Genomic DNA, 25143 nt, shown 5'->3' with positions numbered 1-25143 from the left:
CGTGCTCGTCAGGGCTCGTGTCTGATGGTCGCCCTTCCTCGCACTCGCGGTGACCGGCTCGTGCCTCGCCCGTCACCGCAGCGTGCTCGTCAGGGCTCCTCGAGCGGGGGCATCGAGCCGCCCAGGGCCTGGAAGAACTGGACACCCGCCGTCAGACCGGCCTCGACGAGCTCGATGAGTTGACGGTCCGTCGCTCCGGCGCCGACATCCGCGTGCACCTCGGTGCGCACCGTCGTGCCGGACGGGTCCGACATCGTGAACACGGTCGGCCAGATCTTCTCCCGGTTCCAGTCGTTGACCGCCTGGGCCACCGCACTGTGCATCTCGTCGGGCACCGTGCGTCCCCACGTGCCGAGCACGCTGAGGTCGCTGTGGTTCTCACCGACCAGCCGCAGCTTGAACGGATACCCGTCCCACAGTCCGGTCAGCGACGAGTCCGCCTCCACCCGCACGTGGTAGCCGCGCGCCATGACGATCTCCCGCAGCCGGCGCGGCGTCACCGGCGAGGCATTCTCGGCCCGACGGCGTAGCAGCACACCCGGCCGGCCGGCGTCGCGGTTCGCCGGCCGCATGCGGACCCGCACCTCGGGGACCCGCCGTCGCAGCCGGTCCAGGCGCCGGCGCCACCTCACGGCATCTCCCGTGGCGGCTGCGCGACCGGGTCCGGATACCGCTCCTCGAGTGCCCGCATGATCCGCAGCCCCTGCGCCACGCCTCGTTCGATCAGCCGCATGAGCTGACGGTCGGTCACCCCCATCGACAGCGGTGTCGAGCTCTCCGCCACCACGGACAGGAAGCCGTCGTCCAGCACCCGCACGTAGCACTTGGGTCCGAGATGCTCGCGATTCCATGTGTCGAGCAGCGCGAGGACCTCAGCGAGACGCTCCAGGGCGAGGCGCCGGTGCCACGACCCACGCACCTGCAGCACGGTCTCGTCCTCGCCGAGCAGGTACACGTGGAAGACCGCCTGGGACCACAGCACACCCAGATCGCCGTTCGCGTCCTGGAACAGCGGATACTCCAGGTCGAGCAGTGTCTGCGCCACGCGGGCACGCGTGAGCGGGCCGACGGCGTCGAGGTCGGCCCCGGCGTCGGTCGCCGTCGGGTCACCCCGGCCGTCATCGAACGCACCGGTCCGCGCCATGTCTCGAGACTAGCGGTCCGCACCCCTCGCCCCGCGACCCCCGGACCCGGATACCGTCTGCAGCATGGGTGCGGGAACGGCTGATCAGCACGGACGACCGATCGTCGCGATCGTCGGGATGACCGCCACCGGCAAGTCCGATCTCGCGCTCGACCTCGCCGAGGCGCTCGGCGGACCGGATGCGGTCGAGGTGGTCAACGCCGACGCGATGCAGCTCTACCGCGGCATGGACATCGGCACCGCGAAGGTCCCCCACGCGCAGCGGCGCGGCATCGTGCACCATCAGCTGGACGTCCTCGAAGTCACCGAAGAGGCCTCGGTCGCCGCCTACCAGCGCCACGCCCGGGCCGACCTCGACGCCGTCCGCCGGCGGGGCCGCCTTCCGCTCCTCGTCGGCGGCTCCGCGCTCTACATCCGGGCTGCCCTCGACCGCCTCGAGTTCCCCGGCACCGACCCACAGCTCCGGGCCGAGTTGACCCGCCGCGCAGAGACCGACGGGCCGGACGCGCTGCACGCCGAACTCGCCTCGGCTGACCCCGACGCCGCGGCACGCATCGACCCGCGCAACACCCGGCGCGTCGTCCGCGCGCTGGAGGTTGTCACCCTCACCGGACGCCCGTTCTCCGCGACCCTTCCCGAGCACGTCTACGCCGTCCCTGCGGTGCAGCTCGCCCTGGACGTGCCGCGCGATGAGCTGGACCGCCGCATCGACGAGCGCGCCCGGCGCATGGTCGAGGGCGGACTGCTCGACGAGACCGAGCGACTCCTCGCCGTCGGCCTCGACAGGGGGACCACCGCCTCGCGTGCTGTCGGCTACGCCCAGGCCCGCGACGTGCTCGCCGGGCGCCTCACCGCGGCCGAAGGCATCACCGCCATCGCGCGCGCCACGCGCCAGCTCGCCCGCCGTCAGGAGAAGTGGTTCCGGCGCGATCCGCGCGTGACGTGGCTGCCCGGCGGGGACGGGGCCGGCCCACGCGCGAGCCTCACGGCGGCGCTGCGTACCCTGGGGGAGTCGACGAAAGGAATGCCATGACGTCCTTCGGTGTCCTCACCGGACGGCCCCTGGTGACCGGCCACGGCACCGAGAACGACTTCCTCCTCCTCCCTGACCCGGACGGGGCTGTCGACCCGAGCGCCGCGGAGGTCGCCACCGCGTGCGACCGGCACGCCGGGATCGGCGCCGACGGTCTCATCCGCGTGGTCCGCTCCGACGCACTGCCGGACGGTAGCGCTGCGCTCGCGGCCGATCCCGCGGCGGAATGGTTCATGGACTACCGCAACGCCGACGGCTCGGTCGCCGAGATGTGCGGAAACGGCGTCCGCGTCTTCGTCCACTACCTGCGTGAGTCCGGGCTGGCGGACCTGCCCGACGGCGGAACGATCGTCGTCGGGACCCGCGGCGGCCCACGGCGGGTCACCCGGGTCGGCGAGCAGTACACGGTCGACATGGGGACGTGGTGGCTCCCCTCGGGGGAGGGGGCGGCGCGCGACGGCCACGACGTCGTCGTCGAGATTCCCGGTATCGACGGACCGCGCGGTGGCCTCAGCCTCGCCGTGCCCAACCCGCACACCGTGGTGGCTCTGCCCGACGAGGCCGCGCTCGCCACCGCCCGGTTGAGCCACGACCCGGCCGATGCCCCTCGGTACACGCCGGTCCCGCCGGACGGGACGAACCTCGAGCTCGTCGTCCCGCTCGGCGAGCAGGTCGACGGCGGACACACCGTCGGCGCCGTGCGGATGCGCGTGCTCGAACGCGGCGTCGGTGAGACCCGCTCCTGCGGTACCGGCACCTGCGCGGCCGCGCTCGCGGTTCGGATCTGGGGTGGCGCCGGCTCGCCCGACACCTGGCGCGTGCTGGTGCCCGGTGGCGAGGTTCGCGTTCAGGTCGAGGGCGATCGCGTCCATCTCACCGGACCCGCCGAACTGACGGCCGACGTCACCCTGCGCGGCTGAGCATGCCGGCAGTGCCGGCCGGCGTCACCGCCTCACCGTCAGCACCCGGTATCCCTTGGAGCTCGCGAGACGCTCCACCGCGTATCCCTCGGACTGCAGCCATCGGTGCAGCGAGTCCGCCCCGAGGTTGCGCTGGACCACGAGCTCGGCGCGGCCCGACGGCGCGAGCCGCCCCAGCCACTGCGCCAGCAGCTCGTGCAACGGCCCCTTCCCGATCCGGATCGGGGGGTTCGACCAGATCTCGTCGACACCGCCGGGCGCCGTCTCGTCCAGGTGCGCGAGCGCGTCCTGCGGTGCCAGGACAGTGACGTTGTCCAGGCCGAGCGCAGCGGCATTGCGGGCGGTGAGCTCGCGGGCCCGCGGGTTGACGTCCACGGCCACCACGAAGGCGGACGGTGCCGCCTGTGCCATGGCGAGGGTCACCGGCCCCCATCCGCAGCCCAGGTCCACCAGTGTCCCCGCCTGCGGCGGATCGTCGACGGCGTCCAGCAGAACGCGCGTGCCCACATCCAGCCGGTCGGCGGCGAACACGCCCCTGGCCACCTCCACGGTCACCTCCGCCCCCCGCAGGCGAACCTGCAACGGCCGGGTCTCGGCGGAGGAGACAGGCTCGTCGGAGAAGTAGTGCTGCTGGCCGGTCACGGCCGTCACCGTACCCGGCAGATCCCCTTCAGCCCACGGCAAAGAAGATGGCGCGCCACCATCGCACGTGGGATCCTGGATCGACCGACGAAAGGACACCATGGCACGCACGGACCACGACCTGCCCACCGAACCCGGGGGCGTCTCGCCGGCCGATCGCCAGGCCGCAGAGGACGTGGTCGCGCGGATCCTCGCCCGCTCGGGTGGACTGAACTCCACCGACGGGACCGCGTTGCAAGAGCGCGCCGCCGCCGGATCGGAGGTCGACGGCGAACAGTTCGACCGCGAGGAGCGGGCGGCGCTGCGCCGCGTGGGCGGACTGTCGACCGAGCTCGAGGACGTCACCGAGGTCGAATACCGGCAGTTGCGCCTGGAGCGGGTCGTGCTCGTGGGTCTCTGGAGCGCTGGCAGCAGCGAGGACGCCGAGGTCTCCCTCCGCGAGCTCGCCGCCCTCGCCGAGACAGCGGGTTCGCAGGTGCTCGACGGGTTGCTGCAGCGTCGCGCCACCCCGGATCCCGGAACCTATCTCGGGTCGGGCAAGGCACGGGAACTCGCCGACGTCGTGCGCACCAGCGGCGCCGACACCGTCGTCGTCGACGGCGAGCTCAGCCCGTCCCAGCGCCGCGCCCTGGAGGACATCGTCCAGGTCAAGGTCATCGACCGTACGGCGCTGATCCTCGACATCTTCGCCCAGCACGCGAAGTCCCGGGAGGGCAAGGCGCAGGTCGAGCTCGCCCAGCTCGAGTACCTCCTGCCGCGGTTGCGCGGCTGGGGCGAGTCGATGTCGCGACAGGCCGGTGGTCGTGTCGCGGGCGGCGCCGGCATCGGCTCCCGGGGACCTGGTGAGACGAAGATCGAGCTGGACCGCCGCCGCATCCGCACCCGCATGGGGCGACTGCGCCGCCAGATCCAGCAGATGGCGCCTGCCCGGACCACCAAGCGCGGCGCGCGACGCCATCACCGCATCCCGTCCGTCGCCATCGTCGGGTACACGAACGCCGGCAAGTCCTCGCTGCTCAACCGGCTCACCGGTGCAGGCGTCCTCGTCGAGAACGCCCTGTTCGCCACGTTGGATCCCACGGTCCGCCGGGCGTCGACCCCCGACGGTCGCATCTACACACTCGCCGACACCGTCGGCTTCGTCCGCTCCCTGCCCACCGAGCTCGTCGAGGCGTTCCGCTCCACCCTCGAGGAGGCGGCCGACGCCGATCTGCTGCTGCACGTCGTCGACGCCTCTCATCCCGATCCGGAGGGCCAGGTGACGGCCGTGCGCCGGGTCGTGGCCGACCTGCCCGGCGGCACGGACCTCCCCGAGCTGATCGTCCTCAACAAGGCCGACCTCGCGGCGGCTGAGGACGTGGTGGCTCTGCGGACCCGCTATCCGGACGCCGTCGCGGTCTCCGCGCGGACCGGCGCGGGTGTCGAGGAGCTGGCCCGCCGGGTCGCGGACATGCTGCCCCGGCCGGCCGAGGAGGTCGACGTCGTGGTGCCGTACTCGCGCGGCGACCTGGTCTCCCGGGCGCACTCGTCCGGTGAGGTCGTCGCCGAGCACTTCGGCGACGACGGCACGCACCTGCGGGCCCGGGTCGACGCCGAGCTCGCCGCGGCGCTGCGGGACGTCGACCGGCACGCCTCCGCCCCCTCCGCGTCCTGAGATGGCCGGCGAGGACATCGGCGGCATCCTTGCCGACGCCGTCGAAGCGGTGGGGGGTGCGCCGCGAGAAGGCCAGCAACGCATGGCCGGTGCCGTCGCCGAGGCGTTGCGCGAGGACAACCATCTGCTCGTGCAGGCCGGAACGGGTACCGGGAAGTCGCTGGCCTACCTCGTCCCGGTCCTGACGGACGCGGTGACCACAGGACGTCGGGCCGTGATCTCGACCGCGACGCTGGCTCTGCAGCGTCAGGTCCTGACTCACGACGCCCCGATCGTCGCCGAGGCCGTCCGTGGCCGGACCGGTGCCCGCCCCGACGTCGCGCTGCTCAAGGGCTGGAACAACTACCTGTGCAAGCACAAGGTCGCCGGTGGTTACCCGGCCGACGAGGAACCGGGACTCTTCGAGGTCTCGGCGGCCACCGGCACCGACGCGGCGGACCCCGCAGCCGCCGGGCGGCACGGGAGCCTCGGGGACGAGGTGATGCGGCTGCGCGCCTGGGCGGAGGAGACCGACACCGGTGACCGTGACGACCTCGTCCCCGGCGTGAGCGAACGGGCCTGGCGACAGGTCTCGGTCACCAAGCTCGAATGCCTCGGCGGCAGATGCCCCATGCTCGAGGAGTGCTTCCCCGAGGCGGCGCGCCGCGCCGCGCACGAGGCCGACGTGGTGGTGACCAACCACGCCATGCTCGGGATCGCCGCATCCGGCTCGCCGCACGTCCTGCCCGAGCACGACGTCCTGGTGGTCGACGAGGCCCACGATCTCGCCGACCGTGTCACCAGCCAGGCCACGAATGAGCTCAGCGCCGGCATCGTCGAGCGCACGACCAGGCTCGCCCGCAGCCACCTGGCGGGCGAACCGACCGCCGTCGAGAACCTCGAGGCGGCGGCCGCCGCACTCCGGAGCCGTCTGGAGGTCGTCTCGGACGGGCGCCTGCCGGCGGGACTACCCGCCGAACTGCGGGACGCGGTGGTGCTGCTGGAGGCCGGGACGCGCGCCGCGATGACGGCCCTGAAGCCGGAGGGCGGTTCACCCGGCGACGAGGCGGGGGCACTGGCCACGGCACGGTCGGCGATGCTCGCGCTGCACGAGGTCGCCGAACGTCTGCTCGGCGACGCTATCGAGCAGCGGCGGGACGTGCTGTGGTGCGAACGCCCCCGTGGAGGGCTGGAGCAGCCCCGGCTGCGTATCGCCCCGTTGGACGTGGCCGGACCTGTCGCCACCACACTGCTGGCCGGCCGCACCGCGGTCCTGACCTCGGCCACCCTTGCGCTCGGCGGCTCGTTCGACCCGATGGCCCGGTCGCTGGGCCTCACCCTGGACGAGGACAGCACCTGGACGGGGCTCGACGTGGGCTCACCGTTCGACTACCCGCGACAAGGGATCCTCTACGTCGCACGCAGCCTTCCCCAACCGGGGCGAGATGGGCCGAGCGAGGAGGTCCTCGACGAGATCGTCGACCTCGTCCGTGCCGCCGGTGGCGCGACCCTCGGCCTGTTCTCCTCCCGGCGGGCCGCCGAGGCCGCGACCGAGCGGCTCCGCGCCGTGCTCGAGACGCCGGTGCTCTGCCAGGGCGAGGATCAGCTCCCGACCCTGGTGCACGCTTTCGCGGCGGACGAGCCGACCAGCCTGATGGGCACGCTGTCCCTGTGGCAGGGCGTCGACGTGCCGGGCCCGACCTGCCGGCTCGTCATCATCGACCGGATCCCGTTCCCGCGACCCGACGACCCGGTCCGGTCGGCCCGATCAGAGGCGGTCGCCTCCGCCGGTGGTAACGGGTTCATGTCGGTCGCCGCTTCGCATGCCGCGTTGCTGCTCGCCCAGGGAGCGGGCCGACTGGTGCGGACCACCCGGGACCGGGGCGTCGTGGCGGTCCTCGACCCACGGTTGGCGACCGCCCGGTACGGCACCTTCCTCACCCGCTCCCTGCCACCGTTGTGGCGAACCCACGACGGCGAGGTCACCCGCTCCGCCTTGCGCCGGCTCGCCGCGGAGGAGGCACAGCCCTCGCGGGCGGCGGCGGGAGCGCCGTAGGCTGACGGTGCCGGCGTCCGGCCGGCGCCACGACGTCTCGGAGCTGCCGTGAACGAGCCGGTCGAACAGGACGAGTCGGTATCCACCTCACCCGCCGGACACGGCCGGCGTAGCAAGGTCGCTGTCGTCGGTGCCGGGGCCGTCGGTTCCACGCTGGCCTACGCCTGCACGTTGCGCGGGTCCGCGCGCGAGGTGGCCCTCTTCGACCAGGACGACGCCAAGGTCCGTGCCCAGGCACTCGACATCGCCCACGGGATCGCGTTCACGCCGATGGGCACCGTGCGCGGCTCGTCCGAGGTCGAGGTCTGCGCCGGCGCCGACATCGTCGTCGTCACGGCGGGTGCGAAGCAGAAGCCCGGTCAGTCGCGGCTCGATCTCGCCGGAGCGACGATCGACATCATGCGGGACCTGCTGCCGCGCCTCGTGGCGGTGGCACCGCACGCCACGTACATCATGGTGGCCAACCCGGTCGACGTCGTTACCTACGCCGGGCTGCGGATCTCCGGCATTCCCGCACACCGGTTCTTCGGGTCCGGAACGGTCCTGGACACCTCTCGCCTGCGGTACCTCGTGGCCCGCGAGTGCGGCGTCGCGGTTCAGAACGTCCACGCCTACATCGTCGGCGAGCACGGCGACTCGGAGATCCCGTTGTGGCACTCGGCCATGATCGGTGCCGTGCCGCTCCTGGAGTGGGCCAGCCGATCCGGGTCCGACCACGTGCTCGACGCCGCCGCCCGCGAGGCGATCGCCCGGGACGTCGTCTCCTCCGCGTACCAGATCATCGCGGGTAAGGGAGCGACGAACTTCGCCGTGGGGGTAGCGGTCGCGCGCATCATCGAAGCCGTGCTCCGCGACGAGCACCGCGTCCTGTCTGTCTCGACCGAGTTGCACGACTACCTCGGGATCGGCGACGTCTGCCTGTCCGTGCCCTGCGTCGTCGGGTGGCGAGGCGTGGGGCGTCAGCTCGTCCCGGAGGTATCGGCCGACGAGCTGGAAGGCCTGCGCGCAAGCGCGGAGCAGGTCCGCGCGGTGGCACGCCGATTCGGGCTGTGACGAACTACAGGCTGCGTAACACGGTCACCACGCGCCCGAGCACCTGGGCATGGTCGCCGGGGATGGGAGCGAAGTCCGGGTTCTGCGGTAACAGCCAGACGTGACCGTCCTTGCGCTGGAACGTCTTGACGGTCGCCTCGCCGTCGATCATCGCCGCCACGATCTCGCCGTTCTCGGCCACGTTCTGCCGGCGAACGACGACCCAGTCGCCGTCGCAGATCGCGGCGTCGACCATGGACGCGCCGACCACCCGCAGGAGGAACAGCTCACCGTCGCCGACGAGCTGACGGGGGAGTGCGAAGACGTCCTCGACCTCCTGCTCGGCCAGGATCGGCCCGCCGGCCGCGACGCGCCCGACCACCGGCACGAACGTCGGTGACGGCGCAGCACCGCCCTGCTCGGCGAGCGAAGCGGCGGCCTCGCCGAGGCTGACGACCGTCCCGTCCTGGACCACCTCCATGGCGCGGGGCCGGTTCGGGTCCCGACGCAGGTACCCCTTACGCTCCAGCGCTCCGAGCTGGTGCTTGACCGAGGACGGACTGGTCAGGCCGACCGCCTCACCGATCTCGCGCATGCTCGGCGGGTATCCGCGGGTCGCGACGGCGTCGCGGATCGTGGCCAGCACCAGGCGTTGCCGCTCGGTGAGGTCCTCGGGCTCGGACGGCCCGCCGCTGGCGTTCGGCTGCCTCTCGATGCTCACGGCGGCGGTCCCTTCGTCGGTCGGTCGCCCTCCGGTGCGATTGCCCGGGAGTGGCCGTGTCAGTGGTCGGTGATCTGCTGTCGGGCATCAGCGTAGGAGGACCGGTGACACATATCAAACAGCTGTTCGACGGCGTGTCGATGGAGTCACGGGCCATCGCCGCCTCGACAGATGTCGGTGCCTGGCCCTACTCTGCAACAGACGTTCGACGAACATGCGTTCGACACACGATCGGAGACCCGACATGAGCGCCCTGACCGTTCACCCGGCGGCCACGCCGGCCGGTCCCGCGGCCGGATCGCACCGCGGGCGGCGTACGCGTCACCTGCAGCTGGTCGGCCCCGACTTCGTCGCGCCGGCGCCGGCGCGCGCACCGCAGGAGGTGGCCGCGTCCCGGCCGGCGCCAACCGGCACTCGCGCGCCTCTGCCTGCACGCGCCACGCAGACCGGTCCGTTGCGCCTGACGCGGCGGGGGCGGCGCGTCCTCGCCGCCAGCGCGTTCCTGTGCGCAGCGGTGTTCTCGGTTGCCGCGGGAACCTGGGCCGGCCAGGCCACCGGTGCGACCGCCCCGGTGGAGACGACCACCGTGACCGTGGGGCCGGGCGAGAGCCTCTGGTCGGTGGCCGAGGCCGTGGCGGTGCCGGGAGCGGACGTGCGAGAGGTGGTCACTCAGATCGTTGGACTCAACGGCCTCGAGTCGACCGACGTGCGCGTGGGCCAGCAGCTCGAGGTGCCGCAGGGCTGATCTCAGTTGCGCCGCCACCGTGGCCCGACCTACCGTGCCTCAGGCGTCCGCGCGGTCGGGGACCGCCCGCCCCGGAACCTCCGGGCGCGGCGACGCCCGCCGTTCGCAGGGAGGAGCCCGTCGGTGAACTGTCCGTTCTGTCGCCGTGCCGACACACGCGTGGTGGACTCGCGCACGGCGGACGACGGCTCCGTGATCCGCCGGCGACGGCAGTGCCCCGAGTGCGGGCGGCGTTTCAGCACCGTCGAGAGCGCGAGCCTGAGCGTGCTCAAGCGCTCCGGTGCCACAGAGCCGTTCAGCCGGGACAAGGTGATCGCGGGTGTCCGCAAGGCGTGCCAGGGGCGCCCGGTCTCCGGCGACGATCTCGCGCTGCTCGCTCAGCAGGTGGAGGAGACGGTGCGGGCCACCGGCGCGGCCCAGGTCGAGGCCGACGAGATCGGCCGCGCCATCCTCGAGCCGTTGCGTCGCCTCGACGAGATCGCCTATCTCCGCTTCGCCAGCGTCTACTCGGCCTTCACCAGCCTCGAGGACTTCGAGGAGGCGATCGCCCGGCTGCGCGCCGATCAGGCTGATCGCACCGGCGTCGCCGCGTTCGGCGTGACGGACTCGGCGACGGAGAATGAGCGGGAGGGCTCCACGGGGCCTGACACCGGGCCCCCGGGCTCGGCTAGGCTGGGAGACGCCGAGCGGGCCGAGGACGAGGCCCCGGCACACTGACCGCCGTCGGTGGAGGCGGAGGGGAAGCCGCCTCCACCGACGGCTCCGCCGCTGCCGTGCTCACAGGTCCGAGGACCGCGGAGCCCAGATGTTGACCCCGGCGTCATCCATGCCCAGCCGGTCGATGGCCTCGAGCTCCTCCGCGGAGAACTCCAGGTTCTCCAGCGCGGCGACCGAGTCCTCGAGTTGCCGCACGCTCGACGCCCCCACGAGGGCCGTGGACACCCGCGGGTCGCGCAGGACCCAGGCGATCGCCATCTGGGCCAGCGATTGCCCGCGGCCCGAGGCGACCTCGTTCAGACCGCGGACGCGTTCGACGAGGTCGGGCGTGAGCATGTCGCGCTTGAACGAACCGTCCTGGGCCGCGCGCGACCCTTCCGGGATCCCGCCAAGGTACTTGTCGGTGAGCAGTCCCTGAGCGAGCGGTGAGAAGACGACGGCTCCGAGACCGGACTCGCCCAGTACGTCCAGCACGCTCTCGCCGGTGTCCGAACGGTCCTCGATCCAGCGGTTGACGATGGAGTAGGACGGCTGGTGGACGAGGAGGTCAAGGCCGATCGACTCGGCCACGGCGAGTGCTTCGCGGGTCCGACGTGCCGAGTAGGACGAGATCCCCGCGTAGAGCGCCCGCCCCGAATCCACGGCCGTCTTCAGCGCGCCGAGGGTCTCGCGCAACGGGGTGGTCGGGTCGAACCGGTGCGAGTAGAAGATGTCGACGTACGGCAGGCCGAGCCGCTCGAGCGACTGGTCCAGCGAAGCGAGCAGGTACTTGCGGGACCCACCGTCGCCGTACGGGCCCGGCCACATCGTGTACCCGGCCTTGGTCGAGATGACCAGCTCGTCGCGCAGGCCCGGAAGATCCTCGGCGAGCATCCGCCCGAAGCTCTTCTCCGCCGCTCCCGGCGGGGGGCCGTAGTTGTTGGCCAGGTCGATGTGCGTGATGCCGAGCTCGACGGCACGCGTGACGATCTCGCGCTGCGTGCTCGCCGGGGTCGTCTCGCCGAAGTTCTGCCACAGGCCCAGCGCGACGGCCGGCAGATCCAGACCGCTCCGGCCGCACCGGCGGAAGGTCATCGTCTCGTATCCCGGTTGCGGTGCCATCAGCGCTCCTCGCCGTCGGTGGCCTCCTGCACGCCCGGCCGCGTCATCACCCGCAGCCGCACCGTGTCTTCCATCTCACTGACGGCCGCGACCGCCTCGCGCGGCAGCTCGGAGCCGATGTCGGTCACGACGTAACCGATCTCCCCGAGCGTGCCGAGGATCTGGCCCTCGATGTTGGCGCCGTGCTCGGCGAAGGTCTGGTTGACCAGGGCGAGCACGCCGGGCGTGTTCCGGTGCACGAACCCGACACGGTAGCGCGCGGCGGCCGACGGCGGCAGGGTCAGGCGGGGCAGGTTCACCGACAGGTCGGTCGACCCGGAACGCTGATAGGCGGCCAGCTTCCCCGCCACGAAGTGCCCGATGTTCTCCTGCGCCTCCTGCGTCGAACCCCCCACGTGCGGGGTGAGGATGACGTTGGGCAGATTGCGCAGCTCCGACTCGAACGGCTCGCCGTTCCGGCGTGGCTCGTTCGGGAACACGTCGACGGCTGCGCCGGCGATCGAGCCGTCGAGGATCTTCTCCCGCAGCGCGCCGTAGTCGACGAGGAAGCCGCGCGAGAGGTTGAGGAAGATCGCGCCGTGCTTCATCTGCTCGAACTTCTCGCGTCCGAACATCCCGGCGTTGCCCGGGCGTCCGTCGACGTGCAGGGTGACCACATCGGCCACGGCGAGCAGCTCGCTGAGCGAGCCCATCCGGTGCGCATTACCGAGCGCGAGCTTCTCGGCGGTGTCGTAGAAGACCACGCGCATGCCGAGGGCCTCGGCCACGACGGACAGCTGCGTGCCGATGTTGCCGTACCCGATGATCCCGAGGGTGCGGCCGCGGACCTCATGCGAGCCCGAGGCCGTCTTGTCCCACGTCCCGGAGTGCAGCGCCTTGTCGCGCACCGTCAGGCGCCGGGTCAGGGCGATGACCTCCGCCACCGCGAGCTCGACGACCGAGCGGGTGTTGGAGAACGGGGCGTTGAACACCGCGATGCCTCGCCGCGCCGCGGCACGCAGGTCGATCTGATTCGTTCCGATGCAGAAGGCCCCGATCGCCGTGAGATTGGGATGCGCCTCGATGACGCGTTCGGTCACCTGGGTGCCGGACCGGATTCCGAGAATGTCGACGCCGTCCAGGGCCTCGATGAGCTCGTCCTCGTCGAGCGCTCCCGGGTGTCGGGACACCTCGAGGCCCGCCCGCGACAGGATGGGATCGGCGTTGGTGTGCGGATTCTCGAGGAGCAGAGCGCGTGGAGCCACGGAGCCCATCTCAGCCTTCTCCGTCGACGGCATCAAGTTCGTCCACCACGCGGTCACCCGCGTGCACGACGTGCAGCCGGCGCGTCGGGCGGGTCATCGCCACGTAGAGGTCGCCGGTCCCGCCGGCGAGCACCGCGTCCGGGAAGAGCAGGACGACGACGTCGTACTCGAGCCCCTTGGCCTCGACGGGCGTGACCACCGCGACTCGTGCCGAGAGCGGATCCTCACGTTCGGTGCGCAGCGCGTCGCGCGTGCCGGGGTGGGTACGCAGGGCCGTCACGACCGCGGCGCGGTGCTCGGCGGGCACGATGACTGCGAGTCGGCCGGCGGCCGCACCGGCCTCGGTGTCGAGCCGCTCCAGTTCGCGGGCCACCACATCGGCGGACCCGGCCGCCGGGTCCGCGACCGACGTCGCGGTCAGCGCATCCGGCAGGTCTCGGGCCGCGTTCACCGGATATGCGGGTGCGGCGTCGAGCCGCGACATCACGCGGGTCGCGGCGTCCATCACCTGCGCGGGGGTTCGGTAGCTGATGGTGAGCACGGCCTCGCGGACGTGCTCACCGGCGGCCGTGCCGAGCACGTCCGCCCACTGCGCGGCTGGGCGGTGCCCGCTGCGCTGGGCGAGGTCGCCGACGACGGTCATCGACCGGGACGGGCACCGGCGCAGCAGCGCCCGCCACGCCATGGGTGAGAGCTCCTGCGCCTCGTCCACGACGACGTGCCCGTAGGTCCACGTGCGGTCCTCCGCCGCGCGCTCCGCCGTCGTCAGCCGGGAGCCGGTCGAGTGGAACCGCTCGGCGAGGATCTCGGGTGTGATCAGCCCGTCACCGAGGTCCTGGGCGGAGATCGCCTCGGCGGCGAACTCGACCTCGGCCGCGCGTCTGCGCCGGTCCTCGGCCTCGGCCCGCGCGGCAGCGGCGCCTTCGTGCGGTCCCAAGAGTTCGGCGAGCTCGTCGAGCAGCGGCACGTCGGCGACTGTCCACTGCGAGCCCTGCTCACGCTCCAGCAGCGCGCGGTCCTCGCGGGACAGGCCTCGGCCGTGGCGGGCGAGCAACTCGGGCCGGGCGTAGAGCTTCTCCAGCAGACCGTGCGGTGTGGTCGGCATCCAGCACAGGTTCACCGCACGGCGCACGTCCCGCGCCGTGCGCACGTCCTCGTACAGCCAGCCACGATCGTCCTCGTCCCGTTCGCCACCACGGGCCTGGGTGTACTCGCGGACCAGGTCGTCCAGGACGGCGAGGGCGAACGTCTCGCGTGCCTGGTTGTGCGGCAGCCCGGTGCGCCGCGCCCGCCCCATGGCCGCGCGGACGTCCTCGGGCCTGAGGTGCACCGTCACGCCCTCGACGTCGAGTTCCTGGACCGCGTCGGGCACACGCTGCAGCCCGCGTACCGCCCGGGCCAGCACCTGCGCCATGACCGGACGGCCCTTCACCTCGGCGACCTCGGCGGGTTCGGTCGCCCGCGCCGTCGTCCCGGGCAGGAGCTCGGCCATCGTGGTGGCGACGACATCCGTCTCGCCGAGCGAGGGCAGCACCTGCTCGATATACCGGAGGAAGACGCGTGACGGGCCGACCAGCAGCACGCCCGAGCGTTCGAGCCGTTCGCGGTGGGCGTAGAGGAGGTAGGCGGCGCGGTGCAACGCGACCGCGGTCTTCCCCGTGCCGGGACCGCCCTGGACCACGAGCACGCCGTCGAGCGGAGAGCGGATGACGGCGTCCTGCTCGGCCTGGATCGTGGCGACGATGTCAGTCATCCGGCCCTCACGGGCAGCGGACATGGCGGCGAAGAGCGCGCCCTCGCCGGTGAGTCCGTCACTGACCTCGTCCACCCGGTCGGAGTCGAGCAGTTCGTCCTCGACGCTGACCACCTCACGCCCGCGGGTCATCAGATGGCGCCGGCGGACCACCCCGGCCGGGTGGGCTGCCGTGGCCTGGTAGAAGGGCTGTGCACTCGGCGCCCGCCAGTCCACCAGGAGCTGGCTGCGCTCCTCGTCGGACATCCCGATCCGACCGACGTACCGCGGCTCCGTCTCGTCACGCAGATCGAGGCGGCCGAAGACCAGCCGGTTCTCCACCATCTCCAGGCGGGCGAGGGTGTCCTCGTAGTGCGCGGCGAACGCATCCCGCTCGGAGCGGTTCTGATGCGTCCCGACCGCACCGGTCCTTCGCACGGCGGACAGGCGCCGGCGGTAGGCCTCGCGCAACTCGTCGAGACGGGCGTACACGAGGTCCAGGCGCCGCTGCTCCTGGGCGACGGCAGCGGTGAGGGTGGCCGCGGACGCGGCCTGCTGCTCGGGCGTGAAGGCCTCTCCTGGCACGCGCGCTCCTCAGTTCCAGGCGGTGCCGCGCTGGCACACGGCCCACCATTATTGCCCGCACGAGCCGTCCCTGTGGTCACTGCCTGCGAGACGGCGCACACGCAGTCCGGACTCCGGGCGCGCGGGCGGCGGCCGTGGAATGATCCCTGACGCCGGAGCGTTCACGTCATCAGCAACAGACCGAACGAGCACACGGAAGGAGAGGCGCACGTGCGCGATCCCCGGGACCTCTACACCGTGAACGAGGGTGCCCAGCGGCACTCCGACGTTCCGGTCCTCGTGCATGCCCTCCGCGGTTCCCTCGACGCCGGGCACGCGGGTGAGATGGTCGCCCGCCACCTGCTCTCGACCATGCCGTCCGAGCGCGTGGCGACCTTCGACGCCGACGAACTCGTCGACTACCGGTCGCGGCGGCCGGCGCTGACGTTCGAGGACTGGCGATTCACGGACTACGACGAACCCGTCGTCGCGCTGGACCTCCTGCGCGGCCCCGACGGCGAGCAACTGCTGCTCCTGCACGGTCCGGAGCCGGACCTCCAGTGGGATCGGTTCACCACCGCCGTGATCGAGCTCATTGAACAGCTCGGGGTCGAGCGGACGATCGGCGTGCACGGGATCCCCATGGCCGTCCCGCACACCCGTCCGATCTCGGTGACCGCGCACGCCACGAGGGACGAGCTCATCGACCCCCAGCGTCACCTCATGGGCCGGCTCCAGGTGCCGGGTAACGTTGCGGGCCTGCTCGAACTTCGCCTGGGCAAGGCGGGGCACGACGCCCTCGGTTTCGCGGCCAACGTGCCGCACTACCTCGCCCAGTCGGAATACCCGCAGGCCGCTCTCGCCCTGGTCCGACAGATCGCCGGCAGCACTGGGCTGTCCCTGCCGCTCGAGGAGCTCGAGTCCGCCGCCGCGCAGACCGCGGGTGAGATCGAGTCCCAGGTCGCTCAGTCGGCCGAGGTCGGTGCCGTGGTGCGCGCCCTCGAGCAGCAGTACGACGCCTTCATGGAGTCGGCCGCACAGCCCGGCCAGACCACCCTGGTCGCCGAGCCCGCGCTGCCGAGCGCGGACGAGATCGGGGCCGAGCTCGAACAGTTCCTCGCCGGGCTCGGCGAGGACGGCGAGAACGGTGACTCCGGCGCCCCCGGAGAGACGGGCGAGCCCGAGAACCGCAGCTGACCTCCACCCGGCCCGATGAGCCGGTGACCGGGCGGGCCTGCGGCGCCTGGGAGAATCGCACGCGTGTCACCGTTCCAGGCTCCTGCTCCCCGGCGGGCCGCGCTGACGGTGTGGGCCGCGGGCCTCTTCGCCTACGTGGTGGCGGTGGCCTCGCGAACCTCGTTCGGCGTCGCCGGACTCCCGGCGACGGAGCGGTTCGAGATCTCCGCGGCCGTCCTGTCCCTGTTCCCGGTCCTGCAGCTTGCGGTCTACGCGGGCGCTCAGGTACCGGTCGGGATGGTTCTGGACCGGGTCGGCAGCCGCGCCATGCTGGCCGGTGGGGGCGCGGTCCTCGCCCTGGCCCACCTGGCGCTCGCCCTGGCCGAGACATTGCCGGCTGCACTCGCGGCCCGCGTCCTCGTCGGCCTCGGCGACGCCGCGATGTTCGTGCCCGTGATGCGGCTGCTGCCCGCCTGGTTCCCGGTCAGCCGGGTGCCGCTCCTGACCCAGGTCACCGGCCTGGTGGGGCAGGTCGGTCAGCTCATCTCGGCCGTGCCGTTCCTCGCGGTCCTGCTCGACCGCGGGTGGACCACCGCCTTCGGAGCGTTGGCGGCGCTGGCCGCCCTGACCGTGCCCGTGACCCTGCTGCTGGTCCGTAATCAACCGCGCCCCGTTGTCGCAGTCCCCGCCAGGTCCGTTCCGGCGCGGGTACCGGTCGCAGCCGTGCTGGCCGAGCCCGGCGCCTGGCTCGGCTTCTTCACCCATTTCGTCTGCCTGTTCCCGGCGAACACGTTCCTGCTGCTGTGGGGTGTGCCGTTCCTCACGGACGGCCAGGGAGTCTCGGCCGAGGCCGCCAGCCTGCTGCTCAGTCTGACCGCGATGACCGGCGTCGTCACCGGGCCGCTGACCGGCGTGCTGTCCGCGCGGCACCCGCTGCGCCGGTCCTGGATGGTGATCGGCGTCGTCGCCCTGGTCGCGGCCACGTGGGCGAGCGTGCTCGCTCTGCCGGGCCCGCGACCGCTGTGGCATCTGGTGATCCTCGCGGTCGCGCTCGGTGCCACGATGTCGGTCGCCGCCGTCGGCTTCGACGTCGCCCGTCAGTTCGTGCCGCCGGGACGGTTGGGCATGGCGACCGGCATGGTCAACGTCGGCGGGTTCAGCGCCTCACTGCTGTCGATCTTCCTGGTCGGCGCCGTCCTCGACCTCGTCAGCGCCGGCCGATCGCCCGGGCTGGCCGACTACCGGGTCGCGTTGGGAACCCAGGTGGTGCTGTGGGCCGTGGGCTTGACCGGTCTGCTCATCCTGCGCCCGCGGGCCCGTCGGCGACTGGCCGAGACCCAGGGGGTCGTCGTTCCGCCGGTGCGGCAGGTGATCGCCCGCATGCGGCGGGGGAGCACACAGGGTGAGACACATCCCTAGCACCGGCCGGTGATGTCTGCCATGCTTGAGGTGTTGCATCTGCGTTTCCCTGACGTGCGGTCCGGGGCCCACGGGCCCCACGGGTGCCGGCCCCCGGTCGGGACCCGGGCAAGGAAGTGGGACGAGGTATTGCGGCGAGAAGCGGTCGGGCACAGTGTCCGGCCACCAACGTCCCGGAAGGACAGCACATGGCACAGGGAACCGTGAAGTGGTTCAACGCTGAGAAGGGCTACGGCTTCATCGAGCAGGACGGGGGCAACGCTCCCGACGTGTTCGTCCACTACAGCGCGATCCAGGCTGACGGCTACCGCTCGCTCGAGGACGCCCAGCGTGTCGAGTTCGAGATCACGCAGGGCCCGAAGGGCCCGCAGGCGGAGAGCGTCCGCGCGATCTGATCGTGACGCCGCCCCACGGGCGGCATCGGCGAGGGCCCGCACCCACTGAGGGTGCGGGCCCTCAGTCGTCCCGGGCCGGGACGCGGGTCCCCCGGAATTCGTCGACGTCGCGTCCTGTGAGCAGCCGGACGGGCAGGGGGAGGCGGCGCAGGTCGCGTCCGAGCGCCGTGCCGGGGAACGGTGCGTCGGAGGCGGCCAGCACGACGTTGCCGTACCTGCGTCCGCGCAGGATCGCCGGATCGGCGAGGACCACCACGTGCCCGAACAGTTCCTGCAGTGTGGCGACTTCAACCCGGGCCTGGTGCAGCGGTGGACGGTCGGTGAGGTTGACGAGATAGAGCCCGCCGTCGGCGAGCACCCGGCGCACGGCCTCGCCGGCCTCCAGCGTGCGGAGGTGCTGAGGGATGTCGCCGCCGTCGAAGACATCACGCACCACGACGTCCCAGGACTGCGGCCGGAGGCCCTCGGTCACCGCACGCGCGTCGCCCGCACGGATCCGCAGCCGGGGGGAGCGGGGAAGGTCGAACCAGTCCCGCACCAGGGTGGCCAGCGCCTCGTCCAGCTCGACGGCGAGCTGGGTCGACCTCGGGCGCTCGGCGGCCAGGGCGCGCGCGAAGGCGCACCCGGCACCCCCGAGGTGGAGCACGCGGAGCGGCCCGGGCGGGGCCATCAGGTCCACGATCACCCGCATCTGCTGCATGTACTCGAACTCGAGCGCCGTCGGGTCCGCCAGGTCCAGGTGAGAGCTCTCCGCCCCCGAGAGGAACAACGTCACCCGATGCGGGGCCCCGGGTTCGGGGACGACCTCAGCGGTGCCCAGTGACGTCGGCACGGGCCCGTCGGGGAGCTTGTCCAGCCATGTCGGTGGGGCCTGGGATGCTCGGCGTCGGCGGCTCACCGGACAACTGTAGGGCCGCTAGGCTGGTGGCCCCGCGACCGGCTCCGGGCGCCGACTCGGCGAGGAGAACGACGATGAGCAGATCCCCGCGAAGTGCGGCGGCCCGCCGGTCCTGGGGTGAGGACGACAGCGGGTGCACGGTGTTGCACGTCGACATGGACGCCTTCTTCGTCTCCGTCGAGCTACTCGACCACCCCGAGTTGCGTGGCCGGCCGGTCATCGTGGGCGGGCAGCGCCGCGGAGTGGTCGCGGCGGCGAGCTACGAGGCGCGGGAGTTCGGCGTGCACAGCGCCATGCCGGCCACGCGCGCCCGGGCGCTGTGCCCCCAGGCCGTGGTTCTCCCTGGCCGGCACGACCGGTACCGGGAGGTCTCCCGTGAGGTGATGGCCGTCCTCGCCGAGGTCACCCCGGAGCTGGAGCAGGTCAGCATCGACGAGGCTTTCCTCGACGTCGCCGGGGCGATCCGGCGGATGGGGAGCCCGACGGCCATCGCCCGATGGATCCGCCGTGAGGTGCGCCGCCGCACCGGCGTGCCGGCCTCGGTCGGGGTGGCCGGGAGCAAGCACGTGGCCAAACTGGCCTCGACACACGCCAAGCCCGACGGGTTGCTGCTGGTCCCGCTCGAGGCGACGGTGCCGTTCCTGCACGCGCTCCCGGTCGGGGCGCTGTGGGGCGTGGGGGAGAAGTCCGGGGAGATCCTCGATCGGCACGGCATCGAGACGGTCGAACAGCTCGCCCACACCCCGTTGCCGCAGCTGCACCGGATCCTCGGCGTCGCCGCCGGCCAGCGACTCCACGAGCTGGCATGGGGCCACGACGAGCGAAAGGTCAGTGCCGCCCACACCGAGAAGTCGGTCGGGACGGAGTCGACGTTCGGCGAGGACATCACCGATCGGCGGGCGCTGGAGCGGGTCCTGCTCCGGCAGGCGCACGAGTGCGCGGCGCGGTTGCGGGCCGGCCGTGTCTTTGCCGGACGGGTGGCGATCAAGGTGCGGCACGCCGACTTCACGACGCTGTCCCGTTCGCACACCCTGCCGGCGCCGACCGATCTCGCTCAGGACCTCTACGCGGCCGGCCGTGACCTCCTGGCCGGTGTGGAGATCCCGGCGGCCGGCGTCCGCCTGCTCGGTCTGCGCGCCGAACGTCTCGCCGACGGTGGTGTGGGCATCCAGCCGGCGCTGGACGAGGATCCGCACCGGGCACAGGCCGAGCGCGCCATGGACGGGGTGCGCGCCCGGTTCGGCTCACGCGGTGTGCTTCCGGCCACGTTGTTGCCCACTGGTGACCAGCGGCATCGTCGCTCGACTACCGCGACGAACCGAGGCGACATATCCTGATATCTACACCGCCGGAAACAGGTGGAACGGCGCGAGACTGGAGGTCCGATGCCTCTCTCAGAGTACGAGCAGCGCATGCTCCAACAGATGGAGCAGCAGCTGCGCTCGGACGACCCCAAGCTCGCGAACACGCTGGCGGACAAGCCGCGTCCCTCGGTTCGGCGTCTCGTGCTGGGGATCGTCCTGTTCCTCGCCGGTCTGGGCGGCCTCGTCGGCGGCGTGGCGACCGAGTTCGTCTGGCTCGGTGTGCTCGGCTTCGTCGCCATGCTCGCGGGCGTGCTCCTGGCGATCTCCGGACCCCGCAACGGGCGGCCGGCCCAGCGCAAGCGTGGCGGCTCGGCACCGTCGTCAGGCGGCTTCATGCAGCGCCAGGAAGAGAAGTGGCAGCGTCGCAACGAGGACCGCGGTCGCTGACCATCTGAGCGAACCACCCATACGAAGCCCACGGCCGTCAGGTCGTGGGCTTCGCGTTGAGCCCCGACCGGCCATCCGCTCCACATCCCACCACGGCATCTGTGCGGCGGTGCCCGCCTGAGGTCGCGCGTGGGTTCCCCCACTTCGCTCCACGCGGTACTCGACCGGCCCCCCACTTCGCTCCACCGAGGTTGCCGTCGACCGCGGTGGCGCTCCGATTCCCGCGCCCACCGGTGATGAAGCCGGCGCCCGTTCGCCGCTGGTGCGGTGGAGGCGGCGAGCCGGCCGCTGAATTCCCTCCACCCTCCACCACCGTTGCTGATCTGCGCTTTCGAGGGAACTCGCCAGCGATTCGCGCGTTGTACCAGTGCGTAGGGGAGGAAAGTGGAGTAATGTGGTGCATGCCGGAGTGGCGACGAGCAGGAGGGGAGGTGCCGATGTGTTCCTGGGGACGTACGAACCCCGTCTGGACGACAAGGGGCGCCTCATCCTCCCGGCCAAGTTCCGCGACCAGCTCGCTGCCGGTGTCGTTCTCACCCGCGGGCAGGAGCGGTGCCTGTACGCCTTCCCGATGCGGGAGTTCGAGGAGATGCACACCCGCCTGCGCCAGGCGCCGGTCACGAGCAAACAGGCTCGGGACTACCTGCGCGTCTTCCTCTCCGGCGCGGCCGACGACCTGCCGGACAAACAGGGCCGCATCACGATTCCGTCGGGCCTGCGCAACTACGCCGGCCTCGATCGTGAGCTCGCCGTCATCGGAGCGGGCACACGCATCGAGATCTGGGACGCCGACGCCTGGGCGGCCTACCTCTCCGAGCAGGAGCAGGCGTTCGCCGAGACGGCCGAGGAGGTGGTCCCCGGCTTGTTCTGACCGACCCCCGCACGGCGAGGTCTCCCACCGCGGCTCTGGCGCACTTCCCCGGTGCCAGAGCACAGGCGGAGGGAGTCCTGGTCGGGCGGTGGAGGGCCCCCGACCACCCTTCTCCCTCCCACTCCTGCATCACCCCGAGCAAGGAGCTCCGATGAGCCAGGCGGACGCCGACGGGTTGCACGTCCCCGTCCTCGTCGAGCGTTGTCTCGAGCTGCTCGCACCCGCTCTCTTCCCCTCCGGCGCCGTCCTCGTCGACGGCACGCTCGGCCTGGGCGGGCACAGCGAGGCTGCGCTTCGGCGCTTTCCCGACCTGCGGGTCGTCGGGATCGACCGAGACCCGCACGCGATCGAGCTGGCGACCGCACGGCTGTCGCCGTTCGCCGAGAGGTTCACGGCGGTGCACACCACCTACGACCACATCGACGACGTGGCCCGGACCCACGGGGGCCGCGAGGGCGTCCAGGGGGTCCTGCTCGACCTCGGAGTCTCCTCCCTGCAGCTCGACGACGCCGAGCGCGGCTTCTCCTACGCCCACGACGCACCCCTGGACATGCGGATGGACCCCTCCACGGGGATCAGCGCGGCCGAACTGCTCGCCACCGCGGACGAGGCCGAGCTTCGCCGCATCCTCAGGACCTACGGTGAGGAGCGCTTCGCCGGTCGCATCGCCGCCGCGGTGGTCCGCCGGCGCGCCGACCAGCCGCTGCGCCGCACCGCCGAGCTCGTCGAGATCGTCCGTGGCGCGATTCCGCAGGCCGCGCGCCGGACCGGGGGAAACCCGGCCAAGCGCACGTTCCAGGCTCTGCGCATCGCCGTCAACGGCGAGCTGGAGCTGGTCGAGCGCACGCTGCCGCGGGCGGTCGAGTCTCTGGCCGTCAACGGGCGCATCGTCGTCGAGGCGTACCACTCGCTCGAGGACCGGGTGGTCAAGAACGTCCTGGCCCGCGGCGCCACCAGCTCGGCCCCGCCCGGGTTGCCGGTCGAGCCGGAGAGCCACCGTCCCTACCTGGAGCTTCTCACGCGCGGTGCCGAACGGGCCGACGAGGAGGAGCTGGCACGGAATCCGCGTTCCGCGTCTGTCCGGCTCCGCGCCGCACGCCGACTCAGACCGACCCCGGATCACCTGCTCGAGTCCCGCAGCCGCAGGAGGAATGCCGCATGAGCAGCGCCACCAGCACCACCGCCTCGGCGCCCGGCTCCGCCGCGCCCGCCGCGCGCCCCTCGTGGCGACCGCGCCTCGCCGTCGTGCCGAATCCGGCACCGGCGCGCAGTGTCGCGCCGTTCCTGCTTCTCTGTGCCGGCATCCTCGTCGCAGCACTGCTCACCGTGCTCCTGCTGAACACCCAGATGGCGGCCGCCGCGTACCAGATCAGCGATCAGCAGGTGGCCCTCAACCGGCTCGACGAGAACGAGGCGTCGTTGCGCGCCCAGGTCGAGACGGCCGGCTCACCGGCCGAACTCGAGCGCAAGGCCGAGGAACTCGGGATGGTCCCTGCCGAGGACGTGCGCTACATCCACCTCGACGACCACACCGTTCTCGGTGGCGAGAAGGACTGAGACATGAGCACTGCCGCAGCGCGATTCCGCCGCCGGACCGCACTGATCCTGGTCCTGACCATGCTGTTCGTCTTCTCCGGCCGGCTCGTCTGGGTGCAGGCGGTGCAGGGGCCGGCACTGGCGGACCAGGCCCGGGACGACCGCACCCGCACGTACACGCTCACGGCGCCCCGCGGCGACATCGTCGACGCCGACGGGGAGATCCTCGCCACGTCGGTCGAGCGGTACAACGTCGGTGTCAACCAACAGCTCGTCCGGACGTACCAGCGGACCGACCCGGAGACCGGGGAGGTGACGGGGACGGGCGCCGCCGCGGCCGCGGAGGAGCTCGCGCCGCTCCTGGACCAGGACAAGGCCGAGCTCGGTGCCGCGATGGTGGGCGACTCCACCTTCGTCTACCTGGCGAAAGGGCTGACGCCCGCACAGTGGCGCGACATCCGCGACCTGGGCATCCCGGGCATCGAGCCGGAGCAGACCACCGAGCGCGTCTATCCGAACGGCACCACGGCGGGCAACGTACTGGGGTACGTCGGCCGGGACGGACACGGGCTGGCCGGGCTCGAACTGAGCCAGGACGAGGTCCTCACCGGCGAGGACGGGTCCATGACGGTCGAGATCGGCGGCACGGGTGAGATCATCCCGACCGGACACCGCGACGAGGTGCCCGCGGAGCCGGGACACACCGTCAACACCACGATCGACCGTGACCTGCAGTACGTCGCCCAGCGGAGCATCGACGAGGCCGTCGAGCAGTTCGGCGCGCCGTGGGGCGCGGTCGTCGTCGAAGAGATCGGCACCGGCCGCATCCTCGCCCTTGCCGACTCGAACACGGTCGACCCCGGCAACTATCAGGCCTGGGCCCCGGAGGACCGTGGCTCGCGCGCCGTGTCCAACCCCTACGAACCGGGCTCGACCGGGAAGCTGCCGACCTTCGCGCTCGCGTTGCAGGAAGGGGCCGTCGACCTCGAGACGCCGTTCGAGGTCCCGGACAGCATCACGATGCGGGGCGGGCAGACCTTCCACGACAACAGCCCGCACGAGCGGCTCCACCTGACCACCACCGGCGCCCTGCAGATGTCCTCGAACACCGCCACCGTGCAGATCGGCGACATGGTCTCCGACTCCGACCGGTACGACCTGTTGCGCGGCTTCGGATTCGGCCGGCGCACCGGCATCGAGCTGCCCGGCGAGGCGAGCGGGACCCTCCACGAGCCGTCCGAGTGGGACGGCCGCACTCGCTACACGACCATGTTCGGGCAGGGACTGTCGGTCACGCTGCTGCAGAACACCTCGATGGCCGCCACGATCGGCAACGGCGGCGTGCGCGTCGACCCGCGCATCGTCGACGGCACGACCGACGGCGACGGTGCCTTCACCCCGGCTGAGATCGACCCCGGTGAGCAGGTCCTCGACTCCGACGCCGCCGACGATCTGCTGGCCATGATGGAGACCGTCGTCCAGGAAGGCGGCACCGGCCCGCAGGGCGCCGTGCCGGGCTACCGCGTCGCCGCGAAGACGGGCACGGCCGAGATCCCCGACGGCGCCGGCGGACTGAGCGACCGGCTCGGCTCGTACGTCGGTGTCGCCCCGGCGGAGAACCCGCAGATCGCCGTCGGCGTCGTCGTGTACGACGGTGCCGGCACCTCCTACGGCGGCACTGTGGCAGCTCCCACATTCAGCGAGGTGATGGGCTTCGCACTGCGGGAAAACGGCGTTCCGCCGTCGACCGAGCCGGCGCCCGACCTCAAGCTCCAGACCCGGGAGTGAGGACCCGGGATGGCGGGCGCGACGC

24 protein-coding genes are annotated in these 25143 nt (G+C 72.0%); 16 read left to right on the top strand and 8 right to left on the bottom strand.

From position 1 onward, the window contains the following. Positions 1 to 89: 89 nt before the first annotated feature. Both ACFSE6_RS15905 and ACFSE6_RS15900 read right to left on the bottom strand, forming a co-directional pair. Positions 90 to 632 carry a type III secretion system chaperone family protein gene (locus ACFSE6_RS15905; RefSeq protein WP_388009399.1) on the bottom strand — a complete coding sequence of 181 codons (543 nt, stop codon included), beginning with the start codon at positions 630 to 632 and terminating at the stop codon, positions 90 to 92. Beyond that, positions 629 to 1144: a type III secretion system chaperone family protein gene (locus ACFSE6_RS15900; RefSeq protein WP_388009396.1), complete on the bottom strand. Its 516-nt coding sequence runs from the start codon at positions 1142 to 1144 to the stop codon at positions 629 to 631. The genes ACFSE6_RS15905 and ACFSE6_RS15900 overlap by 4 nt, the downstream gene beginning before the upstream one ends. Positions 1145 to 1208: 64 nt before the next feature. On the opposite strand from ACFSE6_RS15900, the gene miaA reads away from it, so the two are divergent. After that, positions 1209 to 2177, top strand: coding sequence for a tRNA (adenosine(37)-N6)-dimethylallyltransferase MiaA (gene miaA / locus ACFSE6_RS15895; protein ID WP_388009393.1), 969 nt, complete (start codon positions 1209 to 1211; stop codon positions 2175 to 2177). Next, a complete protein-coding gene (gene dapF / locus ACFSE6_RS15890) occupies positions 2174 to 3097 on the top strand; it encodes a diaminopimelate epimerase (protein ID WP_388009390.1) in 924 nt (307 codons plus the stop codon). Before miaA ends, dapF begins: the two co-directional genes overlap by 4 nt. A gap of 24 nt (positions 3098 to 3121) precedes the next feature. Here dapF and ACFSE6_RS15885 read toward each other — a convergent pair whose 3' ends face one another. Continuing rightward, complete coding sequence (locus ACFSE6_RS15885) at positions 3122 to 3739, bottom strand: class I SAM-dependent methyltransferase (RefSeq protein WP_388009387.1); 618 nt, start codon at positions 3737 to 3739, stop codon at positions 3122 to 3124. 100 nt (positions 3740 to 3839) lie between these two features. On the opposite strand from ACFSE6_RS15885, the gene hflX reads away from it, so the two are divergent. From hflX to ACFSE6_RS15870, 3 genes are read left to right on the top strand one after another with little or no spacing between them, the layout of a single operon-like run. Further along, positions 3840 to 5393, top strand: a complete 1554-nt coding sequence (hflX, locus tag ACFSE6_RS15880; protein ID WP_388009384.1) for a GTPase HflX — start codon at positions 3840 to 3842, stop codon at positions 5391 to 5393. A 1-nt stretch (position 5394) separates the two neighbouring features. Then, positions 5395 to 7428 carry an ATP-dependent DNA helicase gene (locus ACFSE6_RS15875; protein WP_388009381.1) on the top strand — a complete coding sequence of 678 codons (2034 nt, stop codon included), beginning with the start codon at positions 5395 to 5397 and terminating at the stop codon, positions 7426 to 7428. Between the two features lie 48 nt (positions 7429 to 7476). Next, positions 7477 to 8481 (top strand): L-lactate dehydrogenase, encoded by a 1005-nt coding sequence (locus ACFSE6_RS15870; protein ID WP_388009378.1) that lies wholly within the window; start codon positions 7477 to 7479, stop codon positions 8479 to 8481. 4 nt (positions 8482 to 8485) lie between these two features. Here the strand turns inward: ACFSE6_RS15870 and lexA are convergent, their stop codons facing one another. Continuing rightward, positions 8486 to 9181 carry a transcriptional repressor LexA gene (lexA, locus tag ACFSE6_RS15865; RefSeq protein WP_388009375.1) on the bottom strand — a complete coding sequence of 232 codons (696 nt, stop codon included), beginning with the start codon at positions 9179 to 9181 and terminating at the stop codon, positions 8486 to 8488. A 244-nt stretch (positions 9182 to 9425) separates the two neighbouring features. Between lexA and ACFSE6_RS15860 the strand changes: the two genes are divergently transcribed. Next, positions 9426 to 9926: a LysM peptidoglycan-binding domain-containing protein gene (locus ACFSE6_RS15860; protein WP_388009372.1), complete on the top strand. Its 501-nt coding sequence runs from the start codon at positions 9426 to 9428 to the stop codon at positions 9924 to 9926. A gap of 123 nt (positions 9927 to 10049) precedes the next feature. Beyond that, positions 10050 to 10643: a transcriptional regulator NrdR gene (gene nrdR, locus ACFSE6_RS15855; protein WP_388009369.1), complete on the top strand. Its 594-nt coding sequence runs from the start codon at positions 10050 to 10052 to the stop codon at positions 10641 to 10643. Positions 10644 to 10703: 60 nt separating this feature from the next. Here the strand turns inward: nrdR and ACFSE6_RS15850 are convergent, their stop codons facing one another. From ACFSE6_RS15850 to ACFSE6_RS15840, 3 genes are read right to left on the bottom strand one after another with little or no spacing between them, the layout of a single operon-like run. Then, a complete protein-coding gene (locus ACFSE6_RS15850; RefSeq protein WP_388009366.1) occupies positions 10704 to 11744 on the bottom strand; it encodes an aldo/keto reductase in 1041 nt (346 codons plus the stop codon). After that, a complete protein-coding gene (gene serA / locus ACFSE6_RS15845) occupies positions 11744 to 12997 on the bottom strand; it encodes a phosphoglycerate dehydrogenase (RefSeq protein ID WP_388009657.1) in 1254 nt (417 codons plus the stop codon). The genes ACFSE6_RS15850 and serA overlap by 1 nt, the downstream gene beginning before the upstream one ends. A gap of 1 nt (position 12998) precedes the next feature. Further along, positions 12999 to 15305 (bottom strand): HelD family protein, encoded by a 2307-nt coding sequence (locus ACFSE6_RS15840; RefSeq protein ID WP_388009363.1) that lies wholly within the window; start codon positions 15303 to 15305, stop codon positions 12999 to 13001. A gap of 210 nt (positions 15306 to 15515) precedes the next feature. On the opposite strand from ACFSE6_RS15840, the gene ACFSE6_RS15835 reads away from it, so the two are divergent. From ACFSE6_RS15835 to ACFSE6_RS15825, 3 genes are all read left to right on the top strand, one after another. Beyond that, positions 15516 to 16481 (top strand): proteasome assembly chaperone family protein, encoded by a 966-nt coding sequence (locus ACFSE6_RS15835; protein WP_388009360.1) that lies wholly within the window; start codon positions 15516 to 15518, stop codon positions 16479 to 16481. A gap of 63 nt (positions 16482 to 16544) precedes the next feature. Further along, positions 16545 to 17879: an MFS transporter gene (locus ACFSE6_RS15830; protein WP_388009357.1), complete on the top strand. Its 1335-nt coding sequence runs from the start codon at positions 16545 to 16547 to the stop codon at positions 17877 to 17879. 188 nt (positions 17880 to 18067) lie between these two features. Further along, the gene (locus tag ACFSE6_RS15825; protein ID WP_388009354.1) at positions 18068 to 18274 is read left to right on the top strand and encodes a cold-shock protein; all 207 of its coding nucleotides are present in this window, start codon (positions 18068 to 18070) and stop codon (positions 18272 to 18274) included. A 61-nt stretch (positions 18275 to 18335) separates the two neighbouring features. Here ACFSE6_RS15825 and ACFSE6_RS15820 read toward each other — a convergent pair whose 3' ends face one another. Then, positions 18336 to 19172 carry a spermidine synthase gene (locus ACFSE6_RS15820; RefSeq protein WP_388009351.1) on the bottom strand — a complete coding sequence of 279 codons (837 nt, stop codon included), beginning with the start codon at positions 19170 to 19172 and terminating at the stop codon, positions 18336 to 18338. A gap of 74 nt (positions 19173 to 19246) precedes the next feature. Here ACFSE6_RS15820 and dinB point away from each other — a divergent pair, with 74 nt between their 5' ends. From dinB to ACFSE6_RS15790, 6 genes are all read left to right on the top strand, one after another. Next, positions 19247 to 20509 (top strand): DNA polymerase IV, encoded by a 1263-nt coding sequence (gene dinB, locus ACFSE6_RS15815; RefSeq protein WP_388009348.1) that lies wholly within the window; start codon positions 19247 to 19249, stop codon positions 20507 to 20509. 48 nt (positions 20510 to 20557) lie between these two features. Next, complete coding sequence (locus tag ACFSE6_RS15810) at positions 20558 to 20923, top strand: DUF3040 domain-containing protein (protein ID WP_388009345.1); 366 nt, start codon at positions 20558 to 20560, stop codon at positions 20921 to 20923. 439 nt (positions 20924 to 21362) lie between these two features. Next, positions 21363 to 21794 (top strand): division/cell wall cluster transcriptional repressor MraZ, encoded by a 432-nt coding sequence (gene mraZ / locus ACFSE6_RS15805; protein ID WP_388009342.1) that lies wholly within the window; start codon positions 21363 to 21365, stop codon positions 21792 to 21794. 151 nt (positions 21795 to 21945) lie between these two features. Next, complete coding sequence (rsmH, locus tag ACFSE6_RS15800; protein ID WP_388009339.1) at positions 21946 to 22956, top strand: 16S rRNA (cytosine(1402)-N(4))-methyltransferase RsmH; 1011 nt, start codon at positions 21946 to 21948, stop codon at positions 22954 to 22956. Beyond that, a complete protein-coding gene (gene ftsL / locus ACFSE6_RS15795) occupies positions 22953 to 23351 on the top strand; it encodes a cell division protein FtsL (protein ID WP_388009336.1) in 399 nt (132 codons plus the stop codon). The genes rsmH and ftsL overlap by 4 nt, the downstream gene beginning before the upstream one ends. A 3-nt stretch (positions 23352 to 23354) precedes the next feature. Then, positions 23355 to 25118 (top strand): peptidoglycan D,D-transpeptidase FtsI family protein, encoded by a 1764-nt coding sequence (locus ACFSE6_RS15790; RefSeq protein ID WP_388009333.1) that lies wholly within the window; start codon positions 23355 to 23357, stop codon positions 25116 to 25118. The last annotated feature ends 25 nt before the right edge of the window (positions 25119 to 25143 follow it).

The organism is Georgenia deserti, from assembly GCF_042680605.1.
Taxonomy (GTDB): Bacteria; Actinomycetota; Actinomycetes; order Actinomycetales; family Actinomycetaceae; genus Allobogoriella; species Allobogoriella deserti.
The sequence above is the reverse complement of the archived record's forward strand: the minus strand, read 5'-3'. Positions and strand labels throughout refer to the sequence as shown.

Excerpts from the sequence above, each read along its gene's own strand:
- ACFSE6_RS15825 (WP_388009354.1), top strand. The coding sequence starts at position 18,068 with ATGGCACAGGGAACCGTGAAGTGGTTCAACGCTGAGAAGGGCTACGGC.
- ACFSE6_RS15875 (WP_388009381.1), top strand. The coding sequence starts at position 5,395 with ATGGCCGGCGAGGACATCGGCGGCATCCTTGCCGACGCCGTCGAAGCG.
- ACFSE6_RS15860 (WP_388009372.1), top strand. The coding sequence starts at position 9,426 with ATGAGCGCCCTGACCGTTCACCCGGCGGCCACGCCGGCCGGTCCCGCG.
- ACFSE6_RS15900 (WP_388009396.1), bottom strand. The coding sequence starts at position 1,144 with ATGGCGCGGACCGGTGCGTTCGATGACGGCCGGGGTGACCCGACGGCG.
- hflX (WP_388009384.1), top strand. The coding sequence starts at position 3,840 with ATGGCACGCACGGACCACGACCTGCCCACCGAACCCGGGGGCGTCTCG.
- ACFSE6_RS15790 (WP_388009333.1), top strand. The coding sequence starts at position 23,355 with ATGAGCACTGCCGCAGCGCGATTCCGCCGCCGGACCGCACTGATCCTG.
- ACFSE6_RS15810 (WP_388009345.1), top strand. The coding sequence starts at position 20,558 with ATGCCTCTCTCAGAGTACGAGCAGCGCATGCTCCAACAGATGGAGCAG.
- miaA (WP_388009393.1), top strand. The coding sequence starts at position 1,209 with ATGGGTGCGGGAACGGCTGATCAGCACGGACGACCGATCGTCGCGATC.
- dinB (WP_388009348.1), top strand. The coding sequence starts at position 19,247 with ATGAGCAGATCCCCGCGAAGTGCGGCGGCCCGCCGGTCCTGGGGTGAG.
- rsmH (WP_388009339.1), top strand. The coding sequence starts at position 21,946 with ATGAGCCAGGCGGACGCCGACGGGTTGCACGTCCCCGTCCTCGTCGAG.
- ftsL (WP_388009336.1), top strand. The coding sequence starts at position 22,953 with ATGAGCAGCGCCACCAGCACCACCGCCTCGGCGCCCGGCTCCGCCGCG.
- serA (WP_388009657.1), bottom strand. The coding sequence starts at position 12,997 with ATGGGCTCCGTGGCTCCACGCGCTCTGCTCCTCGAGAATCCGCACACC.
- ACFSE6_RS15850 (WP_388009366.1), bottom strand. The coding sequence starts at position 11,744 with ATGGCACCGCAACCGGGATACGAGACGATGACCTTCCGCCGGTGCGGC.
- dapF (WP_388009390.1), top strand. The coding sequence starts at position 2,174 with ATGACGTCCTTCGGTGTCCTCACCGGACGGCCCCTGGTGACCGGCCAC.